General features: G+C 51.5%; 15 protein-coding genes. 7 read left to right on the forward strand and 8 right to left on the reverse strand.

The window, feature by feature from the left end; translation table 11 throughout:
* The 5 genes from tssI to ACLW56_RS20660 all read left to right on the forward strand — a co-directional run.
* Nucleotides 1-1,779: type VI secretion system tip protein TssI/VgrG (tssI, locus tag ACLW56_RS20640; RefSeq protein ID WP_330985579.1), on the forward strand; the 1,779-nt coding region annotated here is incomplete at its 5' end.
* 21 nt (nucleotides 1,780-1,800) lie between these two features.
* Nucleotides 1,801-2,223 carry a hypothetical protein gene (locus ACLW56_RS20645; protein WP_330985580.1) on the forward strand — a complete coding sequence of 141 codons (423 nt, stop codon included), beginning with the start codon at nucleotides 1,801-1,803 and terminating at the stop codon, nucleotides 2,221-2,223.
* On the forward strand, nucleotides 2,220-3,851 hold the full coding sequence (locus tag ACLW56_RS20650) for a LysM peptidoglycan-binding domain-containing protein (protein WP_330985581.1): 1,632 nt from the start codon (nucleotides 2,220-2,222) through the stop codon (nucleotides 3,849-3,851). Before ACLW56_RS20645 ends, ACLW56_RS20650 begins: the two co-directional genes overlap by 4 nt.
* Nucleotides 3,848-4,042 carry a hypothetical protein gene (locus ACLW56_RS20655; RefSeq protein ID WP_330985582.1) on the forward strand — a complete coding sequence of 65 codons (195 nt, stop codon included), beginning with the start codon at nucleotides 3,848-3,850 and terminating at the stop codon, nucleotides 4,040-4,042. Before ACLW56_RS20650 ends, ACLW56_RS20655 begins: the two co-directional genes overlap by 4 nt.
* Nucleotides 4,043-4,120: 78 nt before the next feature.
* Entirely contained in the window at nucleotides 4,121-4,675 is a 555-nt protein-coding gene (locus ACLW56_RS20660; RefSeq protein WP_330985583.1) for a hypothetical protein, read from the forward strand.
* A gap of 192 nt (nucleotides 4,676-4,867) precedes the next feature.
* Here the strand turns inward: ACLW56_RS20660 and dolP are convergent, their stop codons facing one another.
* From dolP to ACLW56_RS20680, 4 genes are read right to left on the reverse strand one after another with little or no spacing between them, the layout of a single operon-like run.
* Nucleotides 4,868-5,443: a division/outer membrane stress-associated lipid-binding lipoprotein gene (gene dolP, locus ACLW56_RS20665; protein ID WP_330985584.1), complete on the reverse strand. Its 576-nt coding sequence runs from the start codon at nucleotides 5,441-5,443 to the stop codon at nucleotides 4,868-4,870.
* 9 nt (nucleotides 5,444-5,452) lie between these two features.
* Nucleotides 5,453-6,043, reverse strand: a complete 591-nt coding sequence (gene diaA, locus ACLW56_RS20670; RefSeq protein ID WP_110510535.1) for a DnaA initiator-associating protein DiaA — start codon at nucleotides 6,041-6,043, stop codon at nucleotides 5,453-5,455.
* Between the two features lie 25 nt (nucleotides 6,044-6,068).
* Nucleotides 6,069-6,458, reverse strand: coding sequence for a YraN family protein (locus ACLW56_RS20675; RefSeq protein ID WP_330985585.1), 390 nt, complete (start codon nucleotides 6,456-6,458; stop codon nucleotides 6,069-6,071).
* Nucleotides 6,416-8,602: a penicillin-binding protein activator gene (locus ACLW56_RS20680; protein WP_330985586.1), complete on the reverse strand. Its 2,187-nt coding sequence runs from the start codon at nucleotides 8,600-8,602 to the stop codon at nucleotides 6,416-6,418. Before ACLW56_RS20680 ends, ACLW56_RS20675 begins: the two co-directional genes overlap by 43 nt.
* Nucleotides 8,603-8,665: 63 nt before the next feature.
* On the opposite strand from ACLW56_RS20680, the gene rsmI reads away from it, so the two are divergent.
* Both rsmI and ACLW56_RS20690 read left to right on the forward strand, forming a co-directional pair.
* Nucleotides 8,666-9,532, forward strand: a complete 867-nt coding sequence (gene rsmI / locus ACLW56_RS20685) for a 16S rRNA (cytidine(1402)-2'-O)-methyltransferase (RefSeq protein ID WP_330985587.1) — start codon at nucleotides 8,666-8,668, stop codon at nucleotides 9,530-9,532.
* 4 nt (nucleotides 9,533-9,536) lie between these two features.
* Entirely contained in the window at nucleotides 9,537-10,565 is a 1,029-nt protein-coding gene (locus tag ACLW56_RS20690) for a Fic family protein (protein WP_330985588.1), read from the forward strand.
* Between the two features lie 63 nt (nucleotides 10,566-10,628).
* Here the strand turns inward: ACLW56_RS20690 and agaD are convergent, their stop codons facing one another.
* The 4 genes from agaD to kbaY form a co-directional block, all read right to left on the reverse strand.
* Entirely contained in the window at nucleotides 10,629-11,420 is a 792-nt protein-coding gene (gene agaD, locus ACLW56_RS20695) for a PTS galactosamine transporter subunit IID (RefSeq protein ID WP_330985589.1), read from the reverse strand.
* Entirely contained in the window at nucleotides 11,410-12,213 is an 804-nt protein-coding gene (gene agaC, locus ACLW56_RS20700) for a PTS galactosamine transporter subunit IIC (protein ID WP_330985590.1), read from the reverse strand. The genes agaD and agaC overlap by 11 nt, the downstream gene beginning before the upstream one ends.
* A 37-nt stretch (nucleotides 12,214-12,250) precedes the next feature.
* Complete coding sequence (agaB, locus tag ACLW56_RS20705; RefSeq protein WP_330985591.1) at nucleotides 12,251-12,727, reverse strand: PTS galactosamine transporter subunit IIB; 477 nt, start codon at nucleotides 12,725-12,727, stop codon at nucleotides 12,251-12,253.
* Between the two features lie 64 nt (nucleotides 12,728-12,791).
* The gene (gene kbaY / locus ACLW56_RS20710) at nucleotides 12,792-13,670 is read right to left on the reverse strand and encodes a tagatose-bisphosphate aldolase subunit KbaY (RefSeq protein ID WP_330985592.1); all 879 of its coding nucleotides are present in this window, start codon (nucleotides 13,668-13,670) and stop codon (nucleotides 12,792-12,794) included.

Here is a 13,670-nt window from a genome sequence, read left to right on the forward strand (position 1 = left end):
CCTTCTTCCGTCCAGATGCAGGATTACACCTTCAAAGTGCCGGGCTGGCCGGGGCGCTATGACCAGGCAGGCGAACACCTCAACGGCCAGTGGCAGCAGTATGAAATTTACGATTATCCGGGTCGCTATAAGGACGAGCAGCACGGCGCGGATTTTGCCCGCTACCGGATGGAAGGCTGGCGTTCGGACGCGGAAACGGCCACCGGCACCAGCAATTCTCCGGTACTGTGGCCCGGCGTGAGGTTCAACCTGACCGGGCATCCCACATCGGCCCTGAACCGGGAGTGGCAGGTGGTGAGCAGCCTGCTGAGCGGCGACCAGCCGCAGGCCCTGCACGGCAGCCAGGGCAGCGGCACCACGCTGACCAACCAGTTCTCGGTTATTCCCGCAGACCGGACCTGGCGCATGCCACCGCGGGCAAAGCCCCGGGTGGATGGCCCGCAGAGCGCGGTGGTCACCGGCCCGGAAGGGGAAGAGATTTTCTGCGACGAGCACGGCCGCATTCGGGTGAAATTCATCTGGGACCGCTATCACGGCTGCACTGAAGACAGCTCGTGCTGGATACGCGTATCGCAGGCGTGGGCCGGGGCGGGTTTTGGCAATCTCGCCATTCCGCGGGTGGGCCAGGAGGTGATTGTCGATTTCCTCAACGGCGACCCGGACCAGCCGGTGGTGATGGGCCGGACTTATCACGAGGATAACCGCCCGCCGGGAGACCTGCCGCTCACCAAAACGCAGATGACTGTTCGCTCAAAAACGTATAAAGGCAGCGGCTTTAACGAACTGACCTTTGAAGACGCCACCGGGCAGGAAAGGGTTTATCTGCACGCGCAGAAGGATATGGACACGGAGGTGCTGAACAACCGCAGCACGGATGTGAAGGCTGACCACACGGAAACCATCGGCCATGACCAGAAAATCAGCGTGGTGCATGACCAGGACCTCGCCGTACAAAACGACCAGACGGTCAGCGTCAGACATGACCGGATGGCGAACATCAGCCACAACGACGGACTGTATGTGGCGAATGACCGCAAGGTGACCGTGGACGGCACGCAGCACCATAAAACCAGCGGCGACCACATCAGCCTGGTGGCAGGGAAATACAGCCTGCAGGTGAACAGTGAGCTGGCGCAAAAAATCAGCGGTGCGCTGGGCATAAAGGCGCAGGGGGAGATGGTGCTGGACAGCGCCAGCAAAATCACCCTGAAGGTGGGGAGTTCGTTTGTGGTAATCAGCCCGTCGGGGGTGGACATCAGTGCGCCGGTAATCAATCTCAACAGCGGCGGCAGCCCGGGAAGCGTGGTGCAGACCGTACAGCCCGCGGTGCTGAAGGCGCTGGAGGAGGAAGGTCATTCTCAGGATGATGACGGAGCAAATAATACGGGCAGTGAAGCCAACAACCCTACGCCAGGCAGCGATGACGAAAATAACTCAGACCAATACAGTTTACGGTTCGCGTTGTCTGAGGATCTGATCAATGAGCCTTATATTTTACATAATAAAAACGGCGATATTTTATCTCAGGGAACTCTTCCAGATGACGGAAGAACGCCAAGGTTGAAATTTGATAAACCTGATGAGTTAAATCTTATCGTCGGCACGATTGCATGGAATATGACTCCGCTGAGTGTAGGCGATTCCGCTCAGGATACTACTCTGGGAAAAGAAATAGCGTTTCCCGATCCATGGTTTGACAAGCTAAATGTTGACTATGGCGATTTCTTTTCAGATAAATTCATTACAAAGATAATAGTCGGAGTCACCGGTGAGGAATAATAATTTATTAAAGGAGGTTTCATGCGTTGGTTGTTTTTAGTAGGGGGCTTGTTAATGGCAACTGGCGTTGGTGCAGCCTGTCTGAACGTTGCTGATATTACCACGTTGTCAGGTACGCTGGTGTCGAAAATCTATCCTGGACCAGAGGATACTCCGGAACCCCACACCCGCCTAGTGCTGGAGTTAGAAAAGCCGCTAGAGTGTGTTACCGATATAGATGATACGTTTAAGGCATGGAATAAAGATGTAACAACGCTCACTTCCACAACAGCGATGCGTAAAAAGGCGATGTCGCATTTAAACCAGCATGTGACGATCACAGGAGAGGCGATGCTGGCTGATAATGCATATGATTTTACTGCTATTGTTATTTTTATGCGAGATATCAAGCAGTATCCAAAGGGTAATGAAAGTAATAATAAAGTGGGGATTAAGAAATTATGAACAACGTCAGTGCTAAATATAATGCGTCCTCACTTACCGTTGATTTTGTCGCAGACGATGGCACGCACTACTTGCGAAGCGGTGGCTCAATATGTTGGCGCTTTTTTAATCCAGGTAATATCAGGCCCTCAAAAACATCTGTTTGTAATTCATTGAAAATAGGCGAGGGGAAAACAAAGAGCGGGAACTTTATGATTTTTCCTGACGACAATACGGGTTGGGCTGCTCTGAAGCTATTACTGACAGTAACCTACAAAGACAAATCGGTCAGTGAGGTTATTTCAAGATATTCCCCGGAAAAAGACGGCAACGATCCTGACGGGTATACCAAGGTTATTACCATGAGAACGGGGATCCAGCCAGATACCTGTATCAGAGATATGAATGACAGTACCCTTGAAAGGCTAATGGAAGCCATCAAGACTATGGAGGGATATTATAATCAACAGGATACGCGGAGGGAAAGAAATGTTCCAACCACCAATGTCCTGGTTTCCGATGGGAGCACACCCATAGCGAACGAAAAAATAAAAATAGTCGTAGATGATAAAACCTATGAATGGTGCAGCAACGAGGAAGGAAAACTGCCTCCGTTAGCACATATACCGGGCCGAAGTGCAATTGATATTTTTGCCACTGGGGCAATGGGGAAAGAAGAAAAAGTTTATTCAGCGGTTGCTGGCCCTGCCAGTGTTAGCATGCTACTGATCAAAACGGGACAGACATTTATTGCGAAAACAGGAATTCATAAAGAGGGTGGCAAACCAACGGAAGAATATGTTGTAGAAAAAGGCGATACGTTGAGTAAAATTGCCCGGGAATATCGTACAACAGTAAAAAGAATTGTCGATTTAAATGGCATCGCTGACGCTAATCAAATCTCTATCGGCCAAAAAATAAAACTGCCTGGCGGCACCAGCAAACCCGTGGCTGCGACTAAAAAAGCCGCTGAAAGTGGGGAAGACAAGGTCCCTACAGGAACATCCGACAAAGGGTATCCTCAGGCTAATGTGGGAAACAGCAGCGAACAGGCTCCGTGGATGGCGATAGCTATCAGAGAGGCGAAGCAATGGCATGGCTCCGGTGAAGGTGAAATTGGAGACAACTATCATGTGTTGGCAGGCAGTCACGGAAGTTTGAGTCGAGTACCGTGGTGTGCTTCCTTTGTCACTTATTGCCTGGCCTGCGCAGACTACCATCATGCCCTGGGCTATGCCCAATCATCGCAGTTTCCTGTCATTGAGAAAACGCGATTTTATGAAATAAGCGAGCCCGTTTACGGTGCGATTATGGTGATGCGGAATTACAACAAAGTAACTGACCAATATATTGGTAGCGGACATATCACTTTTGTCTATGGGAAAACAAAAAATGGGAACGTTGCTGCTTTAGGTGGTAACCAAGGAGGACTGGGTTTTGGTGGAGGGACAATAAAATTGTCAGAATATTCAATTGAGAAACGGAATGCAGAATGGGGTGGCGACTATCAGCAGTTTTATAAGTTATACCTGCCAGTAGGATACTATACTGATGATAAAGAATTACAAGTTTTGAATGTTGATGATGAAAATGAAACAGTTTTTAATGTGTACTCTAAATCAGGAAGTAATGAAGGTGGAGGACGATGAAAAACAAGGCTATATTTAATTTTATTTTTATGGTCTTATTTGTGTATTCTAAGTTCTCACTTTCTGGATCGCCTGGTGGTATTGTTTTATATGTCCATCCAATGATTACTGGAATGGTTTTTAAAAATGATATAGATCGCTTTTTTTATGCACATTATGGTGTTGATAGTGAACCAGATCGTGAAACTTAATGTGATTGTATCTCAGGTGTAAATGCATTAAATGTGTTTATTCATAACGTTGTTTAGATATCTCGGAAGACAGGCGCAATGAAAAAAATATCAGTGAATCTCCTTGTTATAATAATATGTTTTTTATATTCTTCCTTTTCTATTTCAGGTTCTCCCGGTGGTCTTTTTTTGTACGTTACTCCAATGGGAACAAGCTTTAGTGAAAAAAATTACATAGATAATTATTTTAAGAAACATTATGGTGTAGATAATGAGTTAGCTCCGTCATGCGAAATTCCAGGGGCAACTAAAATGGTAGGAATACGGTCAGCAGTTGATGTCTATTACCTGAAAACAAAAATACAGGGTGTCGATGGGGATTTGCTGGAGGACTCTATCAACAACAATAAAGCCAAAGCGAAGTTAAGGAAAATTCTCGTAAGTTATCAGGACGACATTATATCGGACGGGTTTGACGCAATATTATTTTACAGAGAAATAGATAATGTTGTCTATTTCTATGGTTTATCGGCAATTTATAAGCCGGAACCCTTACAAAAATCGTCCATCGCTGTTGGCGATCTCGCGGATGAAAATAAGCTAGGGCAAGCCCTGTGTCTGGCACTGGCCGATCTTCCAACTCCCGCACCGTGATAACAGCCTGAGGCGTGAACCAAAATTTTACTGGGGCGTAACTATGGAGAGCGAGAAGGTGCTGGGCGCTGTAATTACCGGCGGGCTGGCGTTGTTGTAAGAGGAAATTGCCTGATGGCGCTGCGCTTATCAGGCCTACGAGCATACTGGCTTTGGTAGGCCGGGTAAGCGTTAGCGCCACCCGGCGGATACTCAGTTGATGAAGGTAAACGCCGTGGTGACGTGTTTCACCCCGCTGACGCGGCTGGCGATATCCGCTGCCGCTTTGCCTTCACGTTCGGTTAACGATCCCATCAGGAACACTTCCGCGTTTTCAGTGGTGACTTTCACCGCAGAGGATTTCACCTGATCGCTGCCCAGCAGCTGGGAACGCACTTTGGTGGTTATCCATGTATCGGAAGAGGCGGTGCCCAGCCCGATAGGTTCACCCTGGCGGATTTCGTTGAACACTTCCGTCGTGCCCTCCACGCCCATCGCAATCTGTTTCGCGCGGGACGACAGATCTGTTGACGGCGCCTGACCTGTCAGCAGAACTTTGCCTTGCCAGGCCATCACGTTCACACGAGCTTCTTTTTTCAGTTGCTCATCTTTATTGAGCGCGCTGTTCACTCGCAATTCAAGCGTACTGTCATCGACCTGGGTGCCCACGGTGCGTGGGTCAGTGGCCGCTTTGGTGCCCACTGCCGCGGTTCCAACCACGGCGGCGGCAACGCATCCCTGAAGCAGCAGTGCGGCAATAAGGACCGCGAGGGGCGAAAGTGCCTTCATGTGTACTCCTTAATCGTCCTGGTGTGGGAAGAGCGTGTTATCAATCAGATCGCACAGGCAGTTTACCGTCAGCATATGCATTTCCTGAATGCGAGCGCCCCGGTGCGACGGAATGCGAATTTCAACGTCCTGCGGCCCTAACAGACCCGCCAGCTCGCCACCGTCATACCCGGTTAACGCCACAATCGTCATATCACGCGTCACTGCCGCTTCGACGGCCTTCACGATATCCCGGCTGTTCCCGCGGGTGGAAATCGCCAGCAGCACGTCACCGGCATGACCCAGCGCACGCACCTGTTTGGCATAAACTTCATCGTGAAGCCTGTCGTTGGCAATCGCGGTTAAGACCACATTATCGGTATTAAGTGCAATTGCAGGCAAACCAGGGCGTTCTGTTTCAAAGCGATTAATCATACAGGCAGCAAAATGCTGTGCGTTGGCGGCCGATGTACCATTGCCACAACAGAGGATTTTGTTGCCGTTGAGTAAGGACTGCACCAGCGTCATGGCGGCCCGGGAAATGGCGTCCGGAAGCGCTTCTGCTGCTGCGATTTGGGTCTGGATGCTTTCCGTGAAGCAGGCTTTAATTCTGTCGAGCACGATGTCCCTTAATTCTTTAGTGACGCTATTCGCCAAAGGCGTTTTTAAACCATTCGATCTGACTGCCGGTGAAGGCTATCACATCGAACCGGCAATCCGTAGTCTCAAAGCTCCCATTGTGGCGGGCAAGCCACAAGCGGGCTGTGTGTAATAATTTGGTTTGTTTGCTGCGTGTCACACTGGAGGCCGCGCCGCCGTAGCGTGTGGAGGTCCGAAAGCGCACTTCAACAAACACCGTTGCCGCACCATCTTTCATGATGAGGTCAATTTCACCGCCGCGACCATGTACATTCGCGGCGATGAAACGCAGTCCTTTGCTTTCCAGCCAGCGACGCGCTTCGGTTTCCCACGCGTCACCAGTCTGCTTCCGGTTTAGTTTGCCGGCACGACCTGTCCCTGCTGGTATTTGAGCCATGACAACTTCCTGTTGATCACACAATCCTGGTCAGCGGTCAGATCGCCGGTATTGCCGTTGAGCTCAAAACCAGGCACCTGGCGCATCTGTGAAAAATGGTTCGCCAGTGTCCAGGCATCAACACCCATCGCATACAAGCGAGCCAGTGAATAATCGTTACGGACAGCGCCCAAAGCTTGCTGCATCAGCGCAGGGTTGCTGCCCGCCAGCATCGGGATTTCACTGTACTGCAGGCCATCCATTTCCAGACGGAAATCCGGACCGGCTGTGCCCTGAGCGCTGCGGGAGCTGGCATACAGTGTGGCACCGTTCTGGCTGCCATTACGCATGGCAATCATAGGTTTGATGTACGCGATTTCTTCCGGCGTAGCAACAATATAAGCTGCATCGACTTTGCCACCGCTGGAGATCTGCGCATCGCTCGGCGGAGCCGGAATGGTCAGGCCGCCAATGGTCACGCTCTGCTGTTGTGGCAGGCTAGCGCTGACTGGGCTGCCGGTGAGGGCGATACCGCCTCCGCCGTTCACACCGCCGCGCAGTTCGTTAACTGAACCAAATTTCTGTTGCAGCACGACGCCGCCACCCAGCTTTTGCCATTCCTGAGCAAAGGCGTTAGCCACACGATCGCCCAGTGCGCTGCGCGGGATAAGCACCAGCGGAGCCTGTTTGCCCTGGTCGTGAATGTGATGCGCGGCATCGCGAGCTTCATCTTCTGGAGACAGTGCGAAATAGCAGATGTTGGCGCGGTTATCGACGCTTTCCGGCTGATTCAGCGCCAGCACATTAAGGCTGGTGTTGCTCTTAATCACGGCATCAACATCGTTCTTCAACAGTGGGCCGACAACCAGAGAAACGCCATCCTGCTGTGCCTGATTCAGGATCTGATCCAGCGGCGCAGAGGTGGTGTCGTAGATTTTCAGTTCGGCAGAAGGATTTGCCGACGCAGCGTCAACTGCAGGCTGTGGAGCGGCTGCCGCATCAGGTGTGGTTGCAGCAGGAACCGCAGCAGGCGTTGGTTGAGCTGGAACTGCAGCGTCCTGCTGTGCTGTTGCTGGTGCGGAGGCTGGAGCGGCTGCTGGAGTGCTGGCCGCCTGAGGTACCGTCGCTGCTGGCGCATCCGTTGGAGCCTGAACAGGGTTCGCCTGAGTGCCTACCGCAGGCTGAGCTGAAGTCAGGTCGCTCACTTCCGCCTGAGAAGGGCTCACGACGTTATTGTCCTGAACGGTGGCCGCCTGTGCAGCTTGTTCCGGAACAGCACTGCCGCTGATGGCACCGACAGTACCATTTTTCGCCGCCTCAAAACCCTGCTGGATAGTGCGACCGAACACGGCAGCCTGGCCATTTAAAGGCAGCAGCAGAGCAATTTTCGCGGTAGAAGCGGGCTTAAAGTTCTGCACGTTCGCTAACTGCGAAGGCAACATTTTCGCGCCCGGGTTTTGCGGATAGCGGGTTTTCCAGTCCTGAATACCGGCTTTCATCATGTCCGGATCGTTGCGGTTATCAAACCAGACGCGTTGCAGGTCAAGCCAGCCTTGCAGCACGTTTTCATCGGCATTGATCACCAGCGCATTCGCCTGCTCTTTATTCATCGAGGCGAGTGCCTGCCAGGTGGCATCGATATTTTTCTGTTTATCTTGCGGCGAGGCCAGCAGTGGCTCCTGAGCAATCAAAGCACGCAGCAGCGTCAGAGAAGGCTGGCCCTGCTGAGCAGTAATCACGTCCTGCCAGTAGCGAGCTTGCTGGTTATTCTCAAAGCTGGTGGCATCCATCTTCGCTAATAGCTCACGCGCAGCGGCAAAGTCTTTCTGCGAGAGCTTAATTTCAGCGCCCAGAAGCGATTGTTCCTGACGCTGAGTCGCGGTTAAATCCTGTGGCAGCTGGCCGTACAGTTCCAGCGCTTGCTGGTTCTTGCCCTCTTTGAGCAGTGCACGAATGGCGAGTAATTGCCAGTTGGTCTTGCTATCATCTGAACTTTGCTGCATCTGCTGCAGGTAATATCCAGAATCCGCCTGCGCGCTCCCTTCGAGGTGCGCAGTGCTTTGGTCGGCACTTTGCTGGGTGCCACAGCCGGCAAAAAGAAACGCTGCCAGAACGACAGGCAGACAGCGCGCGGCTTTAGAACGAAGAAATGTTGACGGTACCATAAGTATCCAGTGATATTTTTTTAGCTCAATGCTCAATATTAAATCGGCAATACGGACTAAACAATGAAACAACGCGAAACAGCGGACAATTCTCAAGGCAAGCTTTACATTGTGCCTACGCCCATCGGCAATTTGGGTGACATCACTCAACGTGCGCTGGATGTGCTGCAAGCTGTTGATTTGATAGCCGCCGAGGACACTCGTCACACCGGTTTATTGCTGCAACATTTTGCCATTAGCGCCCGTTTATTTGCCCTGCACGATCATAACGAGCAGCAAAAGGCTGAAACACTTCTGGCGAAGCTGAAAGAGGGGCAGAACATCGCGCTCGTCTCTGATGCCGGAACGCCGCTGATTAACGATCCTGGTTACCATCTGGTGCGCACCTGCCGTGAAGCGGGCGTTCAGGTTGTGCCACTTCCTGGTCCGTGTGCCGCGATAGCCGCACTCAGCGCCGCAGGTTTGCCGTCGGATCGCTTCTGCTACGAAGGTTTCCTCCCGGCAAAATCCAAAGGCCGCAGAGACACCCTTCGTGCACTGGAAAACGAACCCCGCACGCTGATTTTCTACGAATCAACTCACCGTCTGATTGAAAGCCTTGAAGACATTACCGCCGTGCTGGGTGAATCCCGTTATGTGGTTCTGGCTCGTGAAATCACCAAAACCTGGGAAACCATCACCGGTGCGCCGGTCGGCGAGCTGCTGGCGTGGGTCAAAGAAGATGAAAACCGTCGCAAAGGCGAGATGGTGCTGATTATTGAAGGCTTCAAAGTGCAAAGCGACGACGCGCTGCCCGCTGAAGCCCTGCGCACGCTTGCCCTGTTGCAAACCGAACTGCCGCTGAAAAAAGCCGCCGCTCTCGCCGCTGAAATTCACGGCGTGAAGAAAAATGCGCTGTACAAGCACGCGCTGGAGCAGCAGGGAGAGTGATGCTATGAGCCGCTATCAGCCTCCTTTTACGTTGACTGTCGACATGCTCAACAAAGTTGTTGAGATTGGAGAGTTGATGGGGCATTGGGCGGCGCAGTCGGGGCGGGCGTCGCCCCTGTTGCGTAAAGAAAACCGAATTCGCACGATTCAGGCCTCACTGGCGATAGAACATAACTCTCTTACCCGGGACCAGGTCACGGCGGTGATGGAAGGGAAGCGGGTGTTAGCCCCTGAAAAAGATATTCAGGAAGTCCGCAACGCGATTCAGGCCTATGAAAAATTGCCCGCCTGGAAACCGAGCCATTTGAAAGATCTGCTGGATGCGCATCGCATCTTAATGGTCGGTCTGGTTGACCATCCTGGGCAGTTAAGGCATGAGGATGTAGGCGTTTATCGAGGTAAAAAACTCGTTCACATGGCACCTCCTGCCTCGCAGGTTCCCCGTCTGATTGACGACCTTCTTCACTGGATCAAAAACACAGACATTCATCCCCTGATTGCCAGTGCTGTTTTTCACTATGAATTTGAATTTATCCACCCCTTCCTTGATGGAAATGGGCGGATGGGGCGCTTGTGGCAGACCGTGATTTTGAGCAAGTGGCGAAGCGAGCTCGCCTGGCTGCCCATTGAGACGCTTATCCATTTTCAGCAAACACGCTATTACAAGATTTTGGGGCAGTGCGATAAAGCCAGCGATTGCACGCCGTTTGTGGAGTTCATGCTGGAAAACATGATTGAAGCCTTGCGTGAAGGGCTGAGCGTTCCGACACTGCTGTCGGAAGAAATGTCGGAAGAAATGTCGGAAGAAATGTCGGAAGAAATGTCGGAAGAAACTGCCGAGCCTCTGACTGAACTGGAAGAAGCTGTCATACGCTGTGTGGCGAAAAATCCACAAGCGACAGCAAAGGTGATTGCTGAGGAGACCAGCGTTTCCGGCAGAACAATCGAAAGGCAGCTAAGAGCGTTACAGCAGAAAGGAAAGCTGCAACGCATAGGGCCGACAAAAGGCGGATTTTGGCGTGTAATTGCTTAAGCCCGGCAAAGATTACGTCACCGGGCTGAGTTCGCTTTACTGTTTGTGATGGAGGCAAGTCACTTACAAAATCCCCATGGCTGAACCTGCAATCGCAAGGACAAATGTCACTGCAATCAACAGGACGGGGTGAGTTTTCTTCGCCCGAAGCAGGTAATACATCAGCAAGGTGTAGCCCATTGGCAGAATATTAGGGAACACCTTGTCGAAGAAGTCCTGCTGAAGCGCCACGCTGTGTGTGGCATCAATAGCGAACGTTGTCACGACGTTGATGTGGACGTAAGAAGCTATCAAACCGCCAATCACGGTGATCCCGAGAATGGTTGCCGAGCGGGCAATCATCTGCGAGTTTTCCCTGACCTTATCGATGGCCTTCACGCCAACCGAATAGCCCACATGTGTCCAGCCTACGCGCAAGAAGAAGATAGCAAGGTAGACAGCGAAGAATAATATCGGACCCAGTAAATTTCCTTGGCTGGCAAATGATGAGCAGATACCCGCCATGATAGGCAACAACGTAAACCAAAATATCGCATCGCCAATACCAGCGATCGGGCCGAATAAGGCCACTTTCAAGCCTTTAATGGTACTGCGATCTTCCCCTTTCTCTTCCATTGAGATTAATAAACCCATCAAAAAGCCGACAAGATTAGGGTGGGTGTTAATAAATTCCAGGCTGTCTTTCATGGCAGCACTGAGGCCCGGCTTATCATTCTTGTAGATTTTTTTGAGTATTGGCAGCATCGCCCAGGTAAAGCCGCCCGCCTGCATACGCTCGTAGTTGAAGCTGGCTTGCAATAATGACGAGCGAAACCCCAGCCGGGTAATGTCTTTTTTACTGATTTCAGATCCCATTGCTGTAATCCTCTTCTGCGTTTTTACGTGTTTCCACCGGTGGCTGGGCCGCCATTTTTGCTTTGGCATTGAAGAATTCATAAACCGCGAAACCTGCGCCTAATACCGCGACAGGCAGAAGATTGTTGACCTGGATGTAGCAAACAAACAGGAAACCTGCGATCAGGTAAGGGATGTACTGCGCTTTGAACATGACACGTAGCAGAAGACCAAAACCTACGGCCGGAAGGATCCCGCCTGCGACCTCGAAACCATGCGTCAGCCAGCCGGGCATGGCTTTAACCAAAGCCTGCATTGCGCCCTGAGCGAGATAGGTACAGAGGAATGCAATAACGGCATAAGCCAGAGCAACAATGAGCATTGTCGTCCAGTTCAGGCGCGCAAATCCTGCGGTGTTGGTCTCTTTAGCAAATTTGTCCGCCTTACTCATAAACAAAGAGAATGCGGAGTAGAAAAAGAGAATGACGTATTGCATCAACAGACTGAAAGGTAACCCTAAACCGATGGCGGTTTTGGCATCCACGCCCGTTGACCATGCGATGACGGTTGTCATTAAGCCCGCCATGATGGGATTCGGTGGCTGGACGCCACCTGCCGGGGTTAGGCCAGCAAAGGCAAGTTCAGTAAGCCCACCAGTAATTAAACCAATATGAATATCGCCGAGTATGGCACCCGTTAGGGTACAAACGATAATCGGTCTGAACAGAAAAAGGGCTTCCAGCCAGAAGTCTATCCCTAAGAAAAAGACAAGCGCCGCCAGAGACAGACCCTGAATAAGTGTTATTTCATGCATACTTCGCCTCGTGCGTGTATTTAATGAAGACTGTCAGTTACTCAGGAATGCTCTCCTTTGCATCCCCTGGGACATCCTGAATAAAGACATTGATACCACTCTTTTTAAGCGTGCGTAGATCGTTCAGATCGTTTTCATCGACATAGACTTTGCTACTGATCTGCTTTTTGCCCTCAGAAAAATGCATATTGCCCACATTGACGTCCTTGAGAGGCACGCCACCTTCTGCCAGTTTTCGCACAATGGCAGGGGTACGGCAGATGATGAAAATTTTCTGGTGCGGTGCGGCTTTCGCGATGATGCTGATGGTCTTTTCGATAGAGAAAAAGCGGATACCAAAGCCGTAAGTGTCGGCGGTGATCCCCATCAGCTTCTGCTGAATGTCATCTTTTGCGACATCGTCATCGACAACAATCAACAGATTGGCGCCGAGGGTTGAAGTCCAGGTCACGCCGACCTGACCATGTACCAGTCGATTATCTATCCGCGTTAATAAAATATTGGGTGCGGTCATACGGTCCACTCCTGCCTGAGATAACGGGTGGCCTGAGGTGGGGGGCAGGCCACATAAAAGTGCGTTACGATACGCAACTCGCTTCTGCTACAAGTCTGTTCATTGAGCCGCAAACACGAATTTTGCTACGCACGACTTCTTTCATTGCATCCATGCCGACACGCATGTAGTAGCGCGGGTCGTTGCCGTCTGGATTGTCCAGGAACCAGGTTTTTACCGCGCCGGCGAAAGCGATTTTCAACTCTGTGGCAACGTTCACTTTGCAGACGCCAAGTTCGATGGTGCGGCGGACGTACTCATCCGGCACATCGCTTGCGCCATGAAGGACCAGTGGAACGGAGACCACTTCACGAATGTCTTCCAGACGCTGGAAATCAATTTTTGGGCGGTGAGGGTAAAGCCCATGCGCAGTGCCAATAGCAACAGCCAGGCTGTCGACACCGGTCAGCTCAACAAAACGACGGGCTTCCTGGGGGTCTGTTAAAAAAGCGCTTTCAGCATCCACGCTCATGTCGTCTTCCATTCCGCCGAGGCGACCTAGCTCCGCTTCTACGCTACAGTCGTTTTGGTGGCAGAAGTCGACGACGGATTTCACCAGTTTCACGTTCTGCTCAAACGGGAAATGGCTACCATCGATCATCGCGCTGCGTACACCTGCATTGACTTTGCGACGGATATCTTCCAGGGATTCATGATGATCAAGGTGTAGGGCCAGCGGCATGGTGTAGGTTTCGGAATAGGCGCGGCACAGCGCATAAATTTCCTCAAAAGCGATGTGCTTGTAAGTGCCCGGCGTCCCCGCAAGGATCACCGGGGATTGCATCTCTTTGCAGACCTCGAGGATCGCCTGGATTGTTTCGGCGTTATGGATGTTAAACGCCGGGACGGCGTAGCCGTGTTTCTGCGCATCAAGCAGTAAATATTTAGTGGAGATAATGCCCAT

The organism is Pantoea sp. sgz302252 (genome assembly GCF_047713085.1).
In the GTDB taxonomy this organism is placed as follows: domain Bacteria; phylum Pseudomonadota; class Gammaproteobacteria; order Enterobacterales; family Enterobacteriaceae; genus Scandinavium.